This is a genomic window from Vibrio sp. 14N.309.X.WAT.E.F5, assembly GCF_030397615.1.
In the GTDB taxonomy this organism is placed as follows: Bacteria; Pseudomonadota; Gammaproteobacteria; order Enterobacterales; family Vibrionaceae; genus Vibrio; species Vibrio lentus.
This window is the reverse complement of record NZ_JAPNXR010000009.1, coordinates 162,339-183,565: the sequence shown is the minus strand read 5'-3', so window position 1 is coordinate 183,565 and position 21,227 is coordinate 162,339. Positions and strand designations below refer to the sequence as shown.

The following is a 21,227-nucleotide window of genomic DNA, read 5'->3' as shown; positions in this document are numbered from 1 at the left end:
TTCTGCTTTTTTTGTTGCTTGTCAAATCTCTTATCCTCTAACTTGCTCTTCCTGCTTTTCGTATCCCGTATCTCGCTTACTCTAATCTGCTCTTCCCGCTCTTCGTATCCCGCATCTCGTTTACGCGCATCTGCCCTTCAAGCTTTTCGTATCTCGCATCCCGCTTACTCGCATCTGCCCTTCAAGCTCTTCGTATCTCGCATCCCGTTTACTCGCCTCTGATCTTGGGATACAAAAAAGGTCGCTCATAAGCGACCTTTCTTATTTCACTGAGCCATCCTAAACAAGATGGACACAATCAAATTATTTTACACGACCAACGTATTCGCCAGTACGAGTATCAACTTTAACAACTTCACCGATAGCGATGAATAGAGGTACGCGAACTACCGCGCCTGTTGCTAGAGTTGCAGGTTTACCACCCGTACCCTGTGTATCGCCTTTCAGGCCAGGATCGGTTTCAGTTACTTCGATCTCAACAAAGTTTGGCGGAGTAACAGTGATAGGGTTATCATTCCACAACGTTAGAGTACAAACGTCATTTTCAACTAACCATTTTGCTGAGTCAGCGACTGCTTTTACGTCTGCTGCAATTTGCTCAAATGTTTCGTTGTTCATGAAGTGGTAGAATTCGCCATCGTTGTATAGGTAGCCTAGTTCAACGTCAACAACATCTGCAAGCTCGAAGCTTTCGCCTGACTTGAATGTTTTCTCTAACACTTTGCCTGACAGCAGTTTACGAAGTTTTACACGGTTAAACGCTTGGCCTTTACCTGGCTTAACGTATTCATTGTCGATAATTGCGCAAGGCTCGTTATCTAACATGAATTTTAAACCGCCTTTGAATTCATTGGTGCTTACTGACGCCATGATTTTCTCTTCCACATCTTTGAGTTAATTTCAATGCCGCATATCATAACCCGAAAAGTCGAATCTGTTGAGCAAAACTGGCTCAAACAACTATCGAATGCGATCTCTGACCCGACAAAACTGCTTGAAGCATTGGAAATAGACCCAACACCGTGGCAAGCAGGGTTTGCTGCTCGTGAGTTATTTGCCCTTCGGGTGCCCCTAAGTTTTGTCGAGCGAATGGAAAAAGGCAACCCTCACGATCCATTACTGCGTCAGGTATTACCTTTAAGCGAAGAGTTCGAAGTACACCAAGGTTATTCGGCTGATCCACTGGAAGAACAAGACAACGCGATCCCAGGGTTGCTGCATAAATATAAAAGTCGCGCGCTAATGATCGTAAAAGGTGGTTGCGCCATCAACTGTCGCTACTGCTTCCGCCGTCACTTCCCTTATCAAGACAACAAAGGCTCAAAGTCAGTTTGGCAAGTCAGCTTAGACTATGTGGCTCAACACCCTGAGATCAACGAAGTGATCTTGTCTGGCGGCGACCCTCTGATGGCAAAGGACAGCGAGCTAGATTGGCTGATCAATGCCATCGAACAGATTCCGCATGTGAAAACCGTTCGAATCCATAGCCGTTTACCGGTTGTAATCCCCGCTCGAGTGACGGATGAACTGTGCCAATTGTTAGCTCAAACTCGCCTCAATGTGGTGATGGTCAGCCATATTAATCATGCCAACGAGATCAACTTAGAGCTCAAGCAAGCCTTCTATAAGTTGAAGCAAAGTGGTGCGACTCTGCTTAATCAAGGTGTGATGCTAAAAGGGGTCAATGACAGCGCTAACTCATTGAAAGAATTGAGCGAGAAGCTATTCGACGCCGGTGTTTTACCTTACTATATGCATGTGCTTGATAAAGTTCAGGGCGCTGCTCACTTCTATATTTCCGATGAAGAAGCCAAGCATCACTTTAAGGGGTTGATCTCTGAAGTTTCTGGCTACCTAGTACCAAAGCTAACTCGCGAGATTGGCGGACGCAGCAGCAAAACACCACTCGACCTACACATTGAATAAAGAAGTCATATCAATGATATCCCAATGCCTTAAGCGCTTGCTCACAATCACAGACTCAACAGAAAGGCTTCACCATTATCGAACTGGTTGTGGTCATCGTGATTCTGGGTATTGTTTCGGTGACTGCAGCTTCTAAGTTCCTCAACCTTCAAACCGATGCTCGCATCTCAACATTAAATGGCCTGAAGGGCGGAATGGAAGGTGCAAGTGCTATGCTTTATGGTAAGACATCAGCATTAGGCTTAGATAAAGCAGCTAGCGCATCCGTTAATGTTGAGGGCGACGATATCTCAGTCGTCTACGGCTACCCAGCAGCAATCAACAGCGACGCTTGGTCAATGCTCATCGAATCAACCTTTCTTGATGCTGAGTGGGGAGTCGGTAATGCAGATTGGTACTTTACGAACAGTAATGACAAAGATGGAAAAATTATCTACGCTCCAGCAAGTCGTAAAAAGGTAGGGGATAACTGCTATCTTGAGTATCAAGAAGCGACTGAGACGACAACACCAGTATTCACTCTAACCACGACAGGCTGCTAGCGCTTCATCATTAGCACCAACCGTTAAGACAAAAATTTTTTGTTCGATCGTCCGGTCTATTATTAGCATACTCGGCTCTATTCTAAATTCTTAGGAGGGGTGATATGTCACAATTTATAGAACAAACTCTCAACCTTGCCCCCTTTAGCTGGGCAGGCCTTGCGGCATGTATGCTGTGTGGATCGTTGATCGGAATCGAAAGACAAACTCGTGGTAAACCCGTAGGAATAAGGACATCGATCCTTATCATCAGCGGTACCTATTTTTTCCTCACCATGGCGATTAGCCTATCCCCCAACACGCTCGACCAGGCTCGTGTGCTTGGCCAGATCATTACTGGGGTGGGTTTTCTTGGTGCAGGGGTCATGATGACACTAGATGGCAAAATTCATGGCGTCACCTCAGCGGCCATTATTTGGGTGTTGGCGGCGTTGGGGATGATGATTGCGTTAGGGCACCTTTCGCAGTCGGTCATTATCACGCTAATGGCTCTAGTGATTCTGCTTGGGGTCGACAAGGTCGAGAACAGCTTCCAAAGTTTACGCCGTGGTGTTCACCAGAAATGGATGAACAAAGGGCGAATGAAAAAGTAACAACTCCCCCCTCTTCATCAAATCAAATCAAATCAAAAAGCCTAGTTGGAAAACAACTAGGCTTTTCATTTATTTGTTTATGTTAGCTATGCATTCCGGAACAAAGCACAACTCTTAGTAAACGTGAATCAGCACTTGATTCTTGCCCGAAGCTTTGGCCTTATAAAGCTGCTCGTCGGAAGCGCGAATACTCTGGTTTTCCCACAAGTGCCCGACACTATCGAACTTATACAGCGAGTAAAGCGTCGCGCCCCCTGAAACCGATATATCGATCTTGTCACCATTCGCACAACGGTAACTTTGTAAATTAATGTCGTTTTGTATGCGCTCAAAAATCGACGTAAGCAACTCCGATGATTCGCCAGTAATGGCCACGACAAACTCCTCACCGCCAAATCTGGCGACAATATCTTGTTGTCTAATGCTGTTCATCATCAACTGAGCAACATGACAAATCACTTCGTCTCCGACTTTGTGCCCATATTGATCATTCACCTTATTAAAGTCGTCAATATCGAACACACCGAAGCCAATAATCGGTGCTTCTTCTTGTGCTAACAATTTCGCTTCAAAGCCACGTCGATTCATTAGACCCGTCATAGGGTCAAGCATCGCTAAATCATTCAACCGCTTGTGCTCTTGTTTGACATATACACGCCACAGCCATAAAGACAAGATGAAATACAACGCTAATAATATGACAAGCTGAACTCTTTCCATCTCCAAAACATGTAGAAAGTGCTCGATCTTATCTTCTTCAATACTCAGGTATAGCTGGGTATTAATGCCATCAACATACAGAGGCTTGGAATAGGTAAAGTCCATAAACCCGTACTTGTTTGCGCCTCGAGTACTCGTGACTTTATAGCCATGGGTAGGGTTCGAGACTAGATTAGAGACATAGCCATCAACACCCAACACCCCTTTGAATTCACCATTAACGTAAATTCCCTTGGTCAAGGTCACCACTTTCTTACCTGTTAAGTAATCATCGTATTGGCCGGTGTACACCACTTGGTCTTGCCCCTGAGCTAAGCCAAAGCGAATCGTATTAATCCAATATGGTCGGCTATTTACGACAGAGTCGAACGTATCGCCTTTCATATATTGGGCAATATCGGAGGGGGAAGAGATAATAAACTTCTCTTTTGAAATAAAGTAGATCGCAGAGATGGTCTCTATGGTATTTGCAAAGTAAGCCATGGTTGGCGCGATAAACAAACGCTTACCGGCTTCGGTATGAAGATCCGACTTAGGGTCACACATCTCACGAGGGCCAGAGAACATAAAGTCAAAGCGAGGGGCATGCTGCTCTTCACTGGTGAAATAGCACGTTTCATCTTCGATCTTTTTCTCATGCGAGAATACATAGGTATCCCCATGCAGTGGATAGAGCGCCGTAATGTTGTACTCAAGCGCATTTATGATCTGTGTGAGCTCCGCTAAAGAGCGTGTCACGCCTTGGTTTTCGATTCCATACTGTTTATCTGATTCTTCCGCTGAATCAACGAGCAACAAGCCCAAAACTACTAAAAAACTGGCGGTCAGACTTAAAAAAGCCTTTTTAAAATCGACGGTATGGGTATTAATCAAAGCATATAAATCATCGTTGAAAATTTATCGCACATTGTACTTATAAGTAAAAATACTGCAATAGCAAATATAAAACAGAATGCTTATTGAGTCATTTGAGATATGTGCGTTAGGAATGGAAAGCAATGACGCCTAAGCTCAAGGGCTTAGGCGTTAATAGGTTTAAACATTGAAAGCTTTAAGCCTTACTAAAAAAAGCAACTCGCCAATAGAGAACTGAGAAGCTTACTACAATTTACTTAGCAAAGTTCACAATCGGGAAGCACGGGAAGAAGCCGTTATCAGCACAGTTGATCAAACCAATCTGTACGCCTTCGATCTTCGTTGTTTTGTTGAAAATACCCACTTGAACTGTTGATACTTCAGAAAGGTTAGCTGCGCCGACATCAACCATGGTGTCGCCTTCAGAATAGTTTACGAAGCTCACGTTCGCGCCTTTCACATCATTAGTAATGTTTACAGCACCTAGGTTTAGACCCGTCGTTTTACCTGTATTCCAGTTAAAGAAGCCAAGTGAAGCACCAGTCATCTCTTGATTTACTTTTGATGCACCAAAAATGCCCAAGTTTACACCCGTTGTGGTTTGCGTCTCTGACATACCAACAACAGCAAGATCAAGGCCTTTAAGGTCGTTCACTTGTCCATGAAGTAATGCCAAGCGCACACCGCCAACCGCATCTGAGTCCGGTGCGTTGAAGCCGTTAATGGTTGAGAACATAACAGGCGAAGAAGCGAATACAGCCGGTGCCATTACTGCTGCAGACACAGCAAGTACTGAAAGTAGTTTTTTCATTGGGGAAGTCTCCACTGACTATTATTAACTTGATTTATATATTATCAATCAAGCATTTATTATCCTTAATTAAACAGTTAGCCATGTTAGATTGATGTCATAACTGTACTGTTGAATATAAGCCGCTAAGTCATAAAGAGCAATATAAAGAAAGGGATACGGTGAGAGGTAAGAGTAGCCGTCAGCACACATTTCGATGCACAACACTAAAGGTTCCCTACCACGCTCGTGCCTCGCTGTAGGGAATGACGAAACACAATATAGCTCAAGCAATAACAACCGTCATTCCAGAACTTAGGGACAAAGTATCTGGAATCTCAGAACACAAAATCCTCTGGTGCGTATAGCAAAGAGCAGTAGGGAGTGACGATTTCAAAACATAAAAAAACGGAGACCGAGGTCTCCGCTTTAAAGCTTATGTATAGCTTTCTCTGCTATAGATAAAGGGGGGATGATTACATCATGCCGCCCATGCCACCCATACCGCCCATGCCACCCATATCAGGCATTGCAGGGCCAGAGTCTTGTGGCTTGTCAGTGATCATAGCTTCTGTTGTGATCATAAGACCAGCAACTGATGCTGCGAACTGAAGTGCAGAACGAGTTACCTTAGTTGGGTCTAGGATACCCATTGCAATCATGTCGCCGTATTCGCCAGTAGCCGCGTTGTAACCGTAGTTACCTTCGCCAGCACGAACGTTGTTAGCAACAACAGATTCTTCATCACCTGCGTTCTTAGTGATTTGACGGATAGGCGCTTCCATTGCACGTAGTGCAACACGGATACCTACGTTTTGCTCTTCGTTGTCGCCTTCAAGGCCAGCAACTTTAGATGCCGCGCGGATAAGTGCAACACCACCACCAGCAACCACACCCTCTTCAACAGCAGCGCGAGTTGCGTGAAGTGCATCTTCAACGCGGTCTTTCTTCTCTTTCATCTCAACTTCAGTCGCAGCGCCAACTTTGATTACTGCAACACCGCCAGCTAGCTTAGCTACGCGCTCCTGAAGTTTTTCTTTATCGTAGTCAGACGTTGCATCTTCGATTTGTTGACGAATTTGAGAAACGCGACCTTTGATCATCTCTTCATTACCCGCACCATCGATGATGGTTGAGTTTTCTTTAGTGATCGTAATGCGCTTAGCTTGACCTAGGTCTTCTAGCGTTACTTTCTCAAGGTCTAGGCCTATCTCTTCAGAGATAACCGTGCCGCCCGTTAGGATAGCGATGTCTTGAAGCATAGATTTACGACGGTCGCCAAAACCAGGTGCTTTAACAGCAGCCACTTTAACGATGCCACGCATGTTGTTCACAACAAGAGTTGCTAGCGCTTCGCCTTCTACATCTTCAGCGATGATAAGAAGTGGACGAGATGCCTTAGCAACTGCTTCTAGAGTCGGAAGAAGTTCACGGATGTTCGAAACTTTCTTGTCGATAAGAAGAATGAATGGGCTTTCTAGATCAACAGAACCTGCTTCTTGGTTGTTGATGAAGTAAGGAGACAGGTAACCGCGGTCGAACTGCATGCCTTCAACTACGTCTAGCTCGTCTTGTAGAGCCTGACCTTCTTCAACCGTGATTACGCCATCACGACCTACTTTTTCCATCGCCTCAGCAATGATGTTACCTACTGTCGAATCAGAGTTCGCAGAGATAGTACCTACTTGAGCGATAGCTTTCGTGTCTGAACAAGGAACAGAAAGGTTCTTCAGCTCTTCAACAGCCGCGATAACCGCTTTGTCGATGCCGCGCTTAAGATCCATTGGGTTCATGCCAGCAGCAACCGCTTTTAGGCCTTCAGCGATAATAGACTGAGCCAATACTGTTGCTGTTGTTGTTCCGTCGCCCGCCGCGTCATTTGCTTGCGAAGCTACTTCTTTAACCATTTGTGCGCCCATGTTTTGGAACTTGTCTTCAAGTTCGATTTCACGTGCAACTGAAACACCATCTTTAGTGATCGTTGGTGCGCCAAATGATTTGTCTAGAACAACGTTACGGCCTTTAGGACCCAGCGTTACTTTTACTGCGTCAGCCAGAACGTTTACACCTTCTAGCATTTTAATACGTGCGTCGTTACCAAATTTAACGTCTTTAGCAGCCATCTTAATTTCCTTTAAAATTCTTTATTCAGTCAGTACAGTTTGATGGGTCGGATTACTCAACGATCGCCATGATGTCGTTTTCAGACATGATCAGAACTTCTTTGCCGTCGATCTTTTCAGTTTTAGTGCCGTAGCCTTCAGAGAAGATAACGGTATCGCCAACTTTAACGTCCAATGGTTGTACTGAACCATTTTCTAAAATGCGGCCTTTGCCAACAGCTAGAATAGTACCGCGCGTTGATTTTTCAGCGGCAGAACCAGTTAGAACGATGCCACCAGCAGATTTAGATTCAACTTCTTGGCGCTCAACGATAACTCGGTCGTGTAGAGGACGGATATTCATCGGTCGTATCTCCTGATAATTTCCATTTAATAATGATAGTTGCCACGATTGGCATGGGTTAATCAGTATGTTGGGGCGAAGTGAAAGATCCCAAGGGGGGAAAGAAAAAATTGTGATCTAAAATGCAGATACGGGATGCGAGTAAACGAGTAGCGAAAAGCTTTGGAGCAGATGATTTTAAGAGTGATGGGAAGATAGAGAAATAGATATGAGACATAAGCAACTAGGAAACATAAAAAATGGCTAGTAGTTAACTACTAGCCATTAAAAATAACTTAATCTTTTTTTCTAAATGCAAAACGCATTAGAACGATTGCCACACCCAACATACCACCTAGCAAAGTACCAAGAACGACAATCAAAGCGCGCTTAGGTTTATCGCGAGTTATCGGTTGTTCAACATTTTCTATATAACGGAACGTTTGAAATTCAGCGTTTCGATCAATTTCAAGATTCTTCAACATATCTAGTTTTGCGTTTATCTGTTGAAGGCGAGGTTCAATAACACTCAAATTTTTAATCGATTCTAAAGCTTGAACTTTTGCATCTAAGCCCTTAACACCTAAATCAATGCTAAATAGTTCACTTTCATTACCTGTTTGAATAGGTCTATCGACTCCTGCAGACTTGGCAATTTGAGCTGCATATTTTGTTCGTTCCGTTTCGACTAACAACTTATTGTTTGCTTGGCTTTCTAAAATTCTTTTTTGTTGAATCAACTCATTACGCTTGCCATTCACTACCGCGCGTAAGTTATTAAATGCATCTTCATGAACTTTCAACTCTGTAATCAAAATGTAAGCAGTTAACAAGTCAAAGCTGCTTTCCTTAGTCGTTGTTTGAAAACTAATAGTATATGGTGAATTACGATCCTTTTTATCGACTTTAGAAGCAGAAATTCTATCAAACCATTCAGCATATAAGGCTCTAATTTCATCTGCTGTCATATCAGAACTACCAACAACAGAGCTTTTAAACTCTTTGAAATCAACACTATTATCTAAGAAATCTCTCTTATTATTCGTTGAATTAAAAGCATTTACAAAGCGTTGGAACAATACCTCAGAATCAACCAAACTGTCTAACTCTCTACTGACTAGGACAGTGCCATCATCTTGATATATATCAAAAATAGGCTGAAACTGCTTCACTTGTTGTTGATATGTAGATAAATCTTGAGGTTGAGCCTCTGTGATCTTGGCATTAGAAGACCACCATTCTTGAGCTAATAAAGCAAACCCAATACTACTAGCAGTGAATAAAGCAGTCACCAATATAACTATTAACTTACCATCCCACAGCGCCTTAAAAAGCTCTCTCAGATCAATCTCATCGTTCGTTGTGTACATCGGTGGATTTTGCGGGGAGTACGGCTGTGGTTGTGTCTGCTGCTTCACTTTAAATCTCTCAAAACATCTAAATTATTAACGGCAGAATGCTATCACACCGTATGCTGTTAGTATTGTACGATTTGTAAACTTTATGAAAGTGATCTTCAGAGAGATGACAATTCACTGTATTCTACCTCTACTATTCTAGTTCAATCGGTATTTTACATGCAAGATAAGCATGGGCTTCTCACGGCCCCGATAACACAGACTCTACGTACTATGACTATACCGACGATATTCGGTATGGTGGCGATCTTGATGTTTAACCTTGTCGATACCTTCTTTATCTCATTGCTCGGCACGCAAGCCCTTGCAGCGGTGAGTTTTACCTTCCCTGTCACCTTCGCTATCAACTGCATTACCATGGGTATAGGCATTGGCTTATCAACGTGTATCGGGCGATTACTTGGCCAAGGTTGCGCGCAAAATGCGGCTCGTTTTACTTGCCACGGTTTACTGCTTGCAGTGCTTCTTGTTGGTTTTGCATCAATACTGGGGCTCGTAACGCTGGAACCCATGTTTACACTGTTGGGAGCAGAGCCTGAGTTACTGCCACTGATATCCGAATATATGTCGGTCTGGTATTTAGCGATACCGCTGCTTGTGATTCCAATGGCAGGCAACAGCGCGATACGAGCGAGTGGCGATACCAAAACACCCGCCAAGATCATGATGCTGGCCGGCCTTATTAACGGCATTCTCGACCCGCTGCTGATCTTCGGTTACGGGCCTTTCCCTGAGCTAGAGATTCAAGGCGCAGCCATTGCTAGCGGATTCAGTTGGCTTGGTGCGTTATGTGGCTCACTGTATGTGTTAACCATACGAGAAAAGCTGCTTGCTCCACCCAAAATAAAAAACATCATCGATGACTGGAAACAGATCTTAACCATCGGCACACCCGCCGCCCTTTCCAATGCCCTGAACCCAATTGCTGGCGCCATAATCATGATGATGTTAGCCAAACAAGGAACAGAAGCCGTGGCAGCTTACGGAGCTGCCCAGCGTATTGAATCGATTTTGATTATCGTGTTGATGTCTTTAACTTCTGCCCTCACGCCTTTCATGGCACAGAACTTTGGCGCTAGTAATCCACAGCGTAGTTTCAAGGCTCTGTTCTTAAGCATGCGCTTTGCCGTGATGTTCCAAGGTTTGATTTTCTTAATGATGGTGCCATTGAGCATCCCTTTGGCTGCCCTCTTTTCTCAAGAAGAATCCGTACGAAGCATCTTGTGGCATTACCTGTTAGTCGTCCCATTTAGCTATGGATTCCAAGGCATTGTGATGATGCTGATCAGCGCGATGAATGCGATGCATCAACCACTCAAAGCCTTTCAGTGGAGCTTCATGCGCTTGTTTGTATTCACATTGCCTTTCGCTTGGATAGGCAGCCAAATTGATGGTATCGAAGGGTTGTTTATTGGCTTAGCCTTGGGGAACATCATGGGCGGTGTTTCGGGGTATTGCTTTGCACTTCGTGTTAGAGCTAAAACAGATGCGGGATGCGAGTAATCGAGATGCGAAAAGATGTAAGAGCAGATGCGAGATTCGGGTATCGAGATTCAAAGAGCTTGAGAACAGAAAGAGACTAGAAGAAGGAAGATGACATGGAAGAAACCATTTACAAAATGCTTTATGACGCACCGATTGGCAAGATGATCATTGTTAGTAATGGTGTGTCGCTTATTGAAATTGACCATGTAAATCACGAAGAGCTAATGACTAGCAATCCAGATGAGCTTTGCCTACTGGCGACAAAACAGTTAGATGAATACTTCGCAGGAAAACGTACAAGCTTTGATTTACCTTTAAATCCACAAGGCACTGATTTTCAGCTCAATGCATGGGCAGCTTTAACAACAATTCCATATGGGGAAACCATCAGTTACGGTGAACAAGCGAAAAGAATGGATACCCCAAAAGCCGTAAGAGCGGCGGGTGGTGCAAATGGCAAGAATCCATTTAGCGTCGTTGTTCCCTGCCATAGAGTCATCGGTGCGAATGGCACATTAACCGGCTATACCGGCGGCATGAACCGCAAAGAGTGGTTGTTGGATTTTGAGCGTTCGGTTTTGAAAACAAGATGAGAGTTGCGAGTGACGAGATACGAAAAGAAACAAAGAAGGATTTCTTTCTCTGCTGTTAGTCCTGTCACAACCCGTATCCCGATTCCCCGCCTTCGCCCCTTATCATTACACTTTTGACAACGTCATTCCCTGCGGCGAGGTACGAGCGTGATAGGAAATCTCTCTTTATGTAGAACACCGAATATGGCAAGTAATACGTTGCATGAGATTCCAGATATTTCGTTCCTCTATTCTGGAATGACGGGATAAGAAGGTAACGAGTAAACGAGAGTCGGGATACGAAATGCAAAGAAGAAATGATCTTTCTGCTTTAGGCTTTATCGCTTTTCGCCACTCGTTTACCCACATCCCGTACCTGCCCTTTATCATTACACTTTGGACAACGTCATTCCCTACAGTGATAGGGAATCTCTCTTTATGTAGAATACCGAATATGACAAGTAATACGAGGCATGAGATTCCAGGTATTTCGCTCCTCAATTCTGGAATGACGGGATAAGAAGGTAACAAGTAAACGAGGATCGGGATGCGAAAGGCAAAAAGGAATTCTCTTTCTGTTTTTGGCTTGATCGCTTTTCGATACTCGATTACTCGCATCCCGTATCTGCCCTCAAGCTCTTCGAATCTCGTCTACCCGCATCTCGCATCTGCTCTTAAGCTCTTCGAATCCCGTTTACTCGTATCTCGCATCTATAAAAAAGCCCGCACTTTGAAGTGCGGGCTTTCAAAATCATTAAAGCTCAACGTGAACCGCTGAGCCAAACAACTATTTAACTACTTAACGATCACGTCACCTGACATCTCAGCCGGAATTGCGATACCAGATAGAGAAAGCATCGTTGGTGCAAGGTCAGACAGCTTACCGCCTTCTTTGAACTCAACATCTTTGCTGCCTACATAGATAAGTGGAACAGGTAGGTTTGTGTGTGCTGTGTGGATGCCGCCCGTTTCTGGGTTTACCATCATTTCCGCGTTACCGTGGTCTGCAGTGATAAGCAGTTGACCATCCGCTTCTTTGATTGCTTCAACCACTTTGCCAAGACATTCGTCTAGCGACTCTACGGCTTTAACTGCTGCATCGTAAACGCCAGTGTGGCCAACCATGTCACAGTTAGGGAAGTTACAAACGATAGCGTCGTATTTGCCGCCTTTGATTGCTGCAACTAGCTTTTCAGTGAGCTCTGGTGCGCTCATTTCTGGCTGTAGGTCGTACGTAGCTACTTTTGGAGAAGCAACAAGCTGACGCTCTTCGCCTTCAAACTCGTCTTCTTTACCGCCGTTAAAGAAGAATGTCACGTGCGCGTATTTCTCTGTTTCAGAGATACGTAGCTGCGTTTTGCCTTCTTTAGATAACCATTCACCGTAGGTGTTCTCTAGAGAAGCCGGTGGGAATGCACAAAGAAGTGGGATGTCGGCTGCGTATTGAGTCAGCATCACGAAATCGATCGCTGGGAATACGTTGCGCTCAAAACCGTCGAAGCTAGGCACGAATGCACGTGTGATTTCACGAGCACGGTCAGCACGGTAGTTCATGAAGATAACCGCATCGCCATCAACGATAGCTGCTGATTCTTCACCTTCCGCTTTGATTTCAGTCGCTTTAACGAACTCATCGTTTTCGTCACGAGCGTAAGCCGCTTCTAGGCCAGCAACAGCTGTATCAAACGTGAAGTCACCTTTCGCTTGAGTAAGCAGGTCGTAAGATTCTTGAACGCGATCCCAGTTGTTATCACGGTCCATTGCGTAGTAACGACCAATAAGTGAAGCAACACGGCCTTTACCTAGCTTAGCGAATAGCGCTTGGAAACGTGCCAGTGTGTTTTCTGCGCTACGTGGCGGCGTATCACGACCGTCTAGGAATGCGTGTAGATAGATTTTCTCTGCGCCACGCTCTGCTGCCATTTCAACAGCTGCGTAGATGTGGTCTTCATGAGAGTGAACGCCACCTGGAGACATAAGGCCCATGATGTGAACCGCTTTGTCTGCTTTAACCGCTTTATCAACAGCATTCACTAGCGCTTCAGTTTGGCCGAACTCGCCGTCTGAAATTGACTTAGTAATACGAGTAAGATCTTGGTATACCACGCGACCCGCACCAATGTTGGTGTGACCCACTTCAGAGTTACCCATTTGGCCATCAGGTAGGCCTACATCTAAGCCAGAAGCCGAGATTAGCGTGTTAGGTTGGTTAGCAATAAGACCGTCTAATACAGGTGTATTAGCGTTCGCGATAGCGTTGTCTTGGTTGTCTTCACGGTAACCGTAACCGTCAAGGATCACTAGAGCCATTGGCTTCTTAGCTGACATAGGACTGACCTCGTTCAATTCAAAATAAATCGGTATAAAAACAAATTAGCGTAATTTTACTACAGTTTACAGTCAAAACTGTAGCGGAAGATCAAGAAAGAGCGCAGAAAAGAATATCTTATGTGAAAATAAATAACATTCTATAGGTTTTTGCGCAAGTCAATAGTTTGACTTGTAATTTCCGGATACAACAACATAAGTCAGTTAAAGTGGCCAATACACACTAACAAAATATACATTATTACTCTTTTAGAGTATCATTTAAACATTCAAATAATTAGTACAATTGGCTAGAGACTATAATGTTATTAGAGCTATCTTTCGTTGGCTTTTTTTCCTTTTCTTCACTATTTCTCATGCGTAAAGTCGCCAAAAGTATAGGCTTAGTTGACAAACCAAACGCTAGAAAACTGCATAGCGGTACTGTGCCGTTAGTTGGTGGGATTTCTATTTGCCTTTCTATAGGGCAGTTCATTGCCTCTAATCCAGATGTGATTACGCATAGTTACTTATTCTTAAGCTGTATATCAACTCTTGTTATAGTTGGCGCTCTTGATGATAAGTTTGATCTTAACTTCAAAATACGTTTATTGATTCAGGGTGCTCTCTCTATAGGGATGATGTACTTCGCTGATTTACGTCTACAAAACATTGGCGACATCTTCGGTATTGGCGCTATACATCTAGGAATATTAAGTCCATTTGTTACTATTTTAGCTGTAATTGGAGCTATAAATGCTTTCAATATGGTAGATGGCATTGACGGACTATTAGGCGGATTGTCAATCGTAACCTTCGCAGGAATTGCAGTGTTACTACAAGTTGAGAGCCAACATGGATTAGCATATTTATGCGTTGTCTTTATTGTTGCAATTGTCCCATATATACTAATGAACTTAGGGATATTAGGTCGGAAAAGAAAAGTATTCATGGGCGACGCTGGTAGCATGATGATTGGCTTCACTGTCATTTGGTTGCTGTTGGGGGCAAGTCAAGAAGAAAAATCTTTCCTAATGCGCCCCATTACCGCACTCTGGTTAATCGCTATCCCTTTGATGGATATGGCAGCTATAATGTTCAGAAGAATACGACGCGGTGACTCACCATTTAAACCTGATCGAGAGCATTTACATCATATATTCCAGCGCTTAGGATTTAGCCCACGCCAAACACTTGCAATAATATTTATTATTGCAAGTGTTTTTGCAGGTTTTGGAATATACGGTGAGTTATCAAAGATTGATGAGTCGATAATGTTTACGTTGTTCGTACTTTGTTTTTCAATCTATACAATCACAATCAGCTATATTTGGAGGATTACAAGTTGGTATCGAAAATTCCGAGGGATGCCTGAAAAAAGCTATTGATTAACTCTAAATGAAACAAGGTGTTTAGCCTTGTTTCATTATTAATGCCTTATGCCTAATCATTCTTATAAGTAAAACTTATCAAAGCTCCTCTATAGCATGAATGAGATTGTCAATATTATCATCCATCTGACTAAAATGCATAACCTTAGCTTTTGTAGAAGGGTTATTTAAGAATACATCTTCTACAAAATCACTCATAGTATTCAAGACCCTTCCGTATTTCCAATAAGTTGGGTAAAGTGAAGAGTCTATATTAGAATCAACTAAGAATACTGCTGGAACCTCATTAAACAATAGCATTTCAAAATATTGACTGCTGACATCACCTAAGTATAAGTCAGCACATTGTAAATAAAACCCATTTGTCAACCTATCAGAATTGGTATCGATATGAATATTATCAAATTCATAAAAGGATTGAGGAATATTAATATCGAAGAACTTATCTAAATTGACATGAGGGGCAAAGATCAAATTATAGTTATTATTCTCGACAAAAAACTTTATCACTTGATTAAAAAAAACAAAATAACTACTTAACCCGTCCCGATTGTCCCAATGAGGATTATAAATTACAGTAGGATTACTATTTTTAAATAAATCAGACTTTATTTTTTTATCTAAAAGATCAAGAGAATTTTTCTTCAAGTATATCTTATCATATACAGATATATTTTCATTGGCGTTAGTATGAGTCAAAAGTTCATTTCTAAAATTTAACTTAGGACTAACAATAAGATCAGCAGTCCAATCTTTACTATAAGGGTAATGATTAGAAATTACACCATGGAGAAGCCAAACCAGTTTAACACCGTATTGTTCTAGTACTACTCCACCTTTTAATTCGGTTGTCATAACAACATCGAAGTTGGAAAAAAAATTCATATTATTAGAATAAAAATCGTTAAATGATTCAGTCTGGCTACGTGTATTTCCATAAGAAGATGCACCGTATATACGCCTTACTAATGGTAATAAAAATTTTGGAAAATAATTAATCACCAAATACTTCAACTTAGATTTTCTATTTGGAGGAAGTGCAACAAAATCGACCATGTCAATAAAATGGCTATATTTCCCAAAGTGCTCTAAGACATAATCGCGCAATAGCTTCAGGTTAGTTTCATTATCACTGTATAACTTAACATCAAATTTTCTAGATTCTACACAATGGAAAAATAACGGTAAGAAATGATTATACTGAGCGATATTTGAACTAATTTCAAACGCAACTTTTTTCATAAATTAATTCCTGTAATGATTCAAAACTATAATCTAGGCGGTAACGAGATAAAGAATCATACGCTGCAAAAGTTGCCGCAAACCTAAAATCACGTTCGTTGTCTAGCTCTTTAATGATTTTCGATAGCGTATTAATATCACCAACAGGAAAAAGCGTTCCAAACTCACCATTCTTAAGTATCTCTCGAGGCCCAACAGGACAGTCTGAACTAATTACTGGAATATGATGAGACATGGCTTCTATTAGCACCATTCCAAAACCCTCACTTTTAGAGGATAGAATAAACGCACGTGAGTCACTAATTATTTTGCTTGGGTCTTGAATAAAACCAAGAAACTTTACTCTTTGACTACACTTTAACTCATATGCTAATTTAGTTAAAAATAACCTCGAGGGACCATCCCCTATTATATATAACGGAAATTGACTATCAGAGTCAGCATATGCACGAATCAACGTTTCAAAATCTTTATTTGACTCATCTAGGCGGCCGCAGGAAACATAATATTCAGATTCACTTGGTTTAACCGACTCTGAAATATTATTACTAACCACCTCGAAGGGGTTAGGAATGACAACTAGATTAGCATTATTTTTTGGATAGCGTTTTTCAAAATCTAGTTTGGAACAGCCTAAAGGAAATATAATCGAATCAAAATGTGAAAACCTTTTTTCAATAATGCGCCCCAAAAATCGCCTAACTCCCGAATCTAAAGACTGGATACTATTATGGAAAAATAGTATTTTCTTCCCATTGCACTTACTTGCTAAATGGATCGGAAGCAATTGATAACCATAAATTATCACATCAAAATCATGTTTGATTTTACCTATTTTAAACGCTCCCACATATAAATCGATTAAATACCTAATAAACATCAGGATTATTTTCTTTGGGAAGTTTAATTTTGATTTTGAAAGAAGTGATAATTTTGAAATAGCCTTACTTTTCAAAAAAAACATTCCACTAACTTTTAACTTTTTAAAATCTGCATTCTCATTACCTATTTCAACCTCATCGTCAAAAATCAGTGTTACGTCATAATACTCACATAACTTTTCAATATAAGTAATACTAACTTTCTCTACCCCACCAAAGCCATTAGACGATAAATAAAATGCAATCTTTTTCATAATTACAACAACTCTTTATTGTTTTCCATCTTATGATAGAAGTAAATAGCAAATAATAATGTATAGTATGGCTTTGCCATTAATATAACATCACCTTTATAATGAAAGATAAATGTCAAAAAGGATAAAAGTAAAAAAGCCATTATCCTACTTGATTGCTCAAGAAACAACTCCCTTGATAACATATAACTAAACACAACATTAAAAATATAAATAAATAAGCTAAATAGGCCGAAGAAAAGAAAATTCCTCATGTAGCCTGCATCAGTATCGCCATAATAATGAAAGCCATCACTTTGCATATACAGCCCATCACCAAGTAATAACTGTAAGTCTGATAACGGATAGTACATTACGGCTAAAACATCTGTTGAATTAGTCCTCACTTCACCGTATAAGTAATAATTATAAATAAATTCAAAAGTAAACTCCAACTGCTCTATAATTCTTGAGAAGTAATCTTGATTTGTAGATATCAACACCGAGAATATAAAGACAATTCCAAGAGCTAGTATTTGCATTCGACTAAATGTCTTCCTATTAAAAAACCAAAGGGCAATATAAGAGAAAAAAACACCAACTAAAACTGTTCTAGCTATTGTAAATGAAGAGAAAAAGATTATTAGTATTATGAATAAATATCTATAATTTCTATTTTTATTTTTCATAGATAAGTATAGAAAAAAAACTGAATATGTAATTGCTAGACCAAAATATATAACACCACTTACAGCCAACCCTCTCACACCATCATAACGAGCTGATGACTCAACAGATTCTACACTACGAAAGATGTCAAATACGCTTTTAATATCAGCACTAAACATTGAAGTGATAATAATAATAGCTTGTAAACTAAAAGCAAAAATCAAACTATCCATCAGTGAGATGTTATTTTTACTTAAGTGACAAGAATAAATATACGAAATTAAAATATATACAGGGAATTTAATAAGATGATTTACATATGATACATCTAAAGCTCCCGCTATAGATGTTCTTATAACTGCCCCACTCAATATAAGAATAAACAGTAAGATCAAAAAAACAAGATCATAGGTTAATTTCAAACGTAAATAATGTTCTAATTTCTTATACCTTAAAAAATCGATAATTATACAAATTATAGGTACAACAAATAAAGAAGGTAATTTAACTAATGGTAAAGGAAAATTAAAAACGAGTAAAAATGTTATTATACCATAAAGAATCATACTCTAATCAACTCTGATAATTGACTTAACGTCTTAGTGCGTACGCAATCACTGTAAAAATCAAGGTTTTTTTCCTTATCAATAATGGATTGAAAGGAGATCAATTTTTCTGATATTGGAAAAACTAGCGGTTTACACCCGAGCTGAATACCCATAATTAGTGCGTGCATTCGCCCGCTAATGACTATACCATAGTTATTCAAAATATTATTTAGAGTGTTAATATCCGAAGCTTCTTTTATATCAAGTTTCACTTTATACTTACCTAGAACATACTTAGAGAACAGCCTGCTCTCTACAAGGTCATCGTATGTTGTGTGAAATAACTCTACATCGTTTAGATCTATTTTATTTTCTTCCAAAAAGCCCAACCACTTTTCGAAATAGGCGTCTCTTGTCAATTTATCATTGTATGTATTGAAAACATAAAGTCCAGGTATTGCTACCCCAACAGTCTTAGTCCTTATTAAACTTCTTTCTCTTTCTTTTTTTTCAGTAAAAACCACATCTCCGGTTAAATATGATCTAACACCAAATTTGTTATCTAGTATTTCTTTTGTTTCATCATCTCTAACCAAAATTAAATCAGATTTTTTAAGTGAATAATTAAATAATCTTTCATCGAGTCTAGTAAATTTAGTGCCAGCCCCAACATTGAGATAAATACAAGTATAACCTAGTCTTTTAGCTATAAAAACCCAAAGAAAGGCAGCAATAGGAAAGTACGTGTTTGATAATACTAACTGCCCACCGCCAATAAAAAGATATTTTGAATCTGAAACATTTAAAGTTTGATGAATTCTCTTAACATTTAAAATGGTCCAAATCAACTTTAATGGTAATAACTGTTTAACTTTACTCTTTAATGAACCCTGCCCTTTTGTTTGCTTTCGATTTAATACGGATGAAGCTTTAGACGTATAATCATGGCAGCATACATCTATAAATCCGAGTTCTTTTAATAACTTATTTGCAGATTGAGCTATAGCTTGGTCACCTAAGTTATCAGAATAACATTTATTAACTAATATTGCTTTTTTAAATTTTCTCATTTTTAATCAACTATAGTCTATCTTTTATGGAATTGGAATTGATGAACATTAAATAAAAGTAATATAAGCCAACAATGGGGAAAAATGCAAACAAAGAGTGACACGTTAAAACCAACAAATTATGCAACCGCTCCCCTTCATCATATATAAATTCAAAACCAACTAGGCCTCTAACTAATGAAATAATCGCAGTGGAGATGAAAAATGGCGGTATGATGTAACGAAAAAGCCATGAATAAAAACTTCGATTATGATGTTTTCTAAAAACAATCACACCACCTAAGAATAAGTATATAAATGCCCCTAACAACCATGAAACTGAAGCTCCTAAAACACCATATGATTCTATTCCAAAATACATACAGAAAACAAAAAACAAAAATAGAAATAAATGGAATGTATTGTGTAGTTTCAAATCGCCTTGAGAGTGCTGGAGATAATAAAATGAGTTGACTACCAACATTAATATAGTTGCCAACAAATAGAAGATAATATATCTATTACTACCATCAATTATTAGACTATTCTCAAGCCAAATATAAATAATTTCATTTGAATATAATAATATAAATATCGACACAGGAGCGACGAATGCATAAACCTTTAATACTACATCATCAAAAACCTTATAATAGCTATTTATATTTTTACCATAAGATAGTGCTAATTTAGGAAGAATAGCTTGTGCTGCAGGGGTAATCAATAAATACATTGAATTGAACAACGTTGCTGCAAGAGTAAAGTAAGCAAATTCTTTTAATGATAGATATTTAGTCAAAAGTATTTTATCTATTTGGCTAATGCCAATCCATAACCAAGATGATAACGCAACAGTAACGGCAAATGTATATATACGCTTACCTTCTTTAAGACGATTCAAAGATAGCTTTCTATTGATAAATGGGAATAGCTTATTAGCCCCCAAAAGTAAAACAATGAACTCGACCAAAGACAAAAATAGTTGAAAGGTAAAGTAGTGGATAAGTGCATTATCACTTACATAGAGCAATGGAATAACTCCAACATACTTAGTAATTGACACTACTATATTTATAGTATTTAGCCTGACTAAATATTGACACCCAATGTATATACTCTTTAGTGGACCTGATAGCCATCTCAAACCAACTACAAGTCCAATTAAAGATGCACTATCATATAATACTGATTTATCAATTTCATTGTTATCTGGAAAAATTACACTTACTAACCCAGAAGGGAAAATTAAACTCACAGTAGAAATCACTAGACATATTACAAAAAAAACAATAAATATAGCTTTTAAATGAATAGAGACTAGTTCTGATTTATTTTTATCATCAACAGACAATGCAACCTGACGAGTAAATGTACTCGATATTCCAGCATCTAATACAACCATCAACGTTTGTATCAACATGTAAACTGATATTATGCCATAAGACTCGATCCCGATAATACTAATATAAACAGGTGCACAGACTAAAACCAATATCGTATTAATAAATTTAGATAGATAACTAGAGATTACATTATATTTAAATTTCAATGTAACCCACCC

At 40.0% G+C, this 21,227-nt stretch carries 17 protein-coding genes and 1 pseudogene; 6 read left to right on the top strand and 12 right to left on the bottom strand.

What is annotated here, in order from left to right:
• Window positions 1–303 precede the first annotated feature (303 nt).
• Window positions 304–870, bottom strand: coding sequence for an elongation factor P (gene efp, locus OW495_RS12475; protein ID WP_009847919.1), 567 nt, complete (start codon window positions 868–870; stop codon window positions 304–306).
• A gap of 33 nt (window positions 871–903) precedes the next feature.
• Here efp and epmB point away from each other — a divergent pair, with 33 nt between their 5' ends.
• The 3 genes and pseudogenes from epmB to OW495_RS12460 all read left to right on the top strand — a co-directional run bounded on the left by epmB (window position 904) and on the right by OW495_RS12460 (window position 3,061).
• A complete protein-coding gene (gene epmB, locus OW495_RS12470) occupies window positions 904–1,926 on the top strand; it encodes an EF-P beta-lysylation protein EpmB (RefSeq protein WP_017107412.1) in 1,023 nt (340 codons plus the stop codon).
• A gap of 62 nt (window positions 1,927–1,988) precedes the next feature.
• Window positions 1,989–2,468 (top strand): annotated as a pseudogene (locus tag OW495_RS12465) (prepilin-type N-terminal cleavage/methylation domain-containing protein); the annotation flags it as partial.
• Window positions 2,469–2,572: 104 nt separating this feature from the next.
• Window positions 2,573–3,061: an MgtC/SapB family protein gene (locus OW495_RS12460; RefSeq protein ID WP_017108670.1), complete on the top strand. Its 489-nt coding sequence runs from the start codon at window positions 2,573–2,575 to the stop codon at window positions 3,059–3,061.
• Window positions 3,062–3,175: 114 nt separating this feature from the next.
• Here OW495_RS12460 and OW495_RS12455 read toward each other — a convergent pair whose 3' ends face one another.
• From OW495_RS12455 to OW495_RS12435, 5 genes are all read right to left on the bottom strand, one after another.
• Window positions 3,176–4,654 carry a sensor domain-containing diguanylate cyclase gene (locus OW495_RS12455; protein ID WP_289886801.1) on the bottom strand — a complete coding sequence of 493 codons (1,479 nt, stop codon included), beginning with the start codon at window positions 4,652–4,654 and terminating at the stop codon, window positions 3,176–3,178.
• Window positions 4,655–4,889: 235 nt separating this feature from the next.
• A complete protein-coding gene (locus tag OW495_RS12450; RefSeq protein WP_289886800.1) occupies window positions 4,890–5,447 on the bottom strand; it encodes a phaC PHA synthase in 558 nt (185 codons plus the stop codon).
• Between the two features lie 455 nt (window positions 5,448–5,902).
• Window positions 5,903–7,549, bottom strand: a complete 1,647-nt coding sequence (gene groL / locus OW495_RS12445) for a chaperonin GroEL (protein ID WP_017081617.1) — start codon at window positions 7,547–7,549, stop codon at window positions 5,903–5,905.
• Between the two features lie 52 nt (window positions 7,550–7,601).
• Complete coding sequence (locus OW495_RS12440) at window positions 7,602–7,892, bottom strand: co-chaperone GroES (RefSeq protein ID WP_004733324.1); 291 nt, start codon at window positions 7,890–7,892, stop codon at window positions 7,602–7,604.
• 275 nt (window positions 7,893–8,167) lie between these two features.
• Complete coding sequence (locus OW495_RS12435; protein WP_289886799.1) at window positions 8,168–9,289, bottom strand: Wzz/FepE/Etk N-terminal domain-containing protein; 1,122 nt, start codon at window positions 9,287–9,289, stop codon at window positions 8,168–8,170.
• A 159-nt stretch (window positions 9,290–9,448) separates the two neighbouring features.
• Here OW495_RS12435 and OW495_RS12430 point away from each other — a divergent pair, with 159 nt between their 5' ends.
• Both OW495_RS12430 and OW495_RS12425 read left to right on the top strand, forming a co-directional pair.
• Complete coding sequence (locus tag OW495_RS12430; protein WP_102544060.1) at window positions 9,449–10,792, top strand: MATE family efflux transporter; 1,344 nt, start codon at window positions 9,449–9,451, stop codon at window positions 10,790–10,792.
• 95 nt (window positions 10,793–10,887) lie between these two features.
• Entirely contained in the window at window positions 10,888–11,367 is a 480-nt protein-coding gene (locus OW495_RS12425; RefSeq protein ID WP_102544059.1) for a methylated-DNA--[protein]-cysteine S-methyltransferase, read from the top strand.
• A gap of 774 nt (window positions 11,368–12,141) precedes the next feature.
• On the opposite strand, the gene gpmM is transcribed toward OW495_RS12425, so the two are convergent.
• Complete coding sequence (gpmM, locus tag OW495_RS12420) at window positions 12,142–13,674, bottom strand: 2,3-bisphosphoglycerate-independent phosphoglycerate mutase (RefSeq protein ID WP_102544058.1); 1,533 nt, start codon at window positions 13,672–13,674, stop codon at window positions 12,142–12,144.
• Between the two features lie 302 nt (window positions 13,675–13,976).
• Between gpmM and wecA the strand changes: the two genes are divergently transcribed.
• A complete protein-coding gene (wecA, locus tag OW495_RS12415; protein WP_102544057.1) occupies window positions 13,977–15,041 on the top strand; it encodes a UDP-N-acetylglucosamine--undecaprenyl-phosphate N-acetylglucosaminephosphotransferase in 1,065 nt (354 codons plus the stop codon).
• Between the two features lie 81 nt (window positions 15,042–15,122).
• Here wecA and OW495_RS12410 read toward each other — a convergent pair whose 3' ends face one another.
• The 5 genes from OW495_RS12410 to OW495_RS12390 are packed head-to-tail and all read right to left on the bottom strand — an operon-like array spanning window position 15,123 to window position 21,215.
• Window positions 15,123–16,286, bottom strand: a complete 1,164-nt coding sequence (locus OW495_RS12410) for a hypothetical protein (RefSeq protein ID WP_289886795.1) — start codon at window positions 16,284–16,286, stop codon at window positions 15,123–15,125.
• Window positions 16,267–17,421, bottom strand: a complete 1,155-nt coding sequence (locus tag OW495_RS12405; RefSeq protein WP_102544316.1) for a glycosyltransferase — start codon at window positions 17,419–17,421, stop codon at window positions 16,267–16,269. The genes OW495_RS12410 and OW495_RS12405 overlap by 20 nt, the downstream gene beginning before the upstream one ends.
• A 2-nt stretch (window positions 17,422–17,423) precedes the next feature.
• Window positions 17,424–18,635, bottom strand: coding sequence for a hypothetical protein (locus tag OW495_RS12400; RefSeq protein ID WP_289886790.1), 1,212 nt, complete (start codon window positions 18,633–18,635; stop codon window positions 17,424–17,426).
• Entirely contained in the window at window positions 18,632–19,687 is a 1,056-nt protein-coding gene (locus OW495_RS12395) for a polysaccharide pyruvyl transferase family protein (RefSeq protein WP_102541683.1), read from the bottom strand. Before OW495_RS12395 ends, OW495_RS12400 begins: the two co-directional genes overlap by 4 nt.
• 10 nt (window positions 19,688–19,697) lie before the next feature.
• On the bottom strand, window positions 19,698–21,215 hold the full coding sequence (locus tag OW495_RS12390; RefSeq protein ID WP_102541684.1) for an oligosaccharide flippase family protein: 1,518 nt from the start codon (window positions 21,213–21,215) through the stop codon (window positions 19,698–19,700).
• Window positions 21,216–21,227 lie beyond the last annotated feature (12 nt).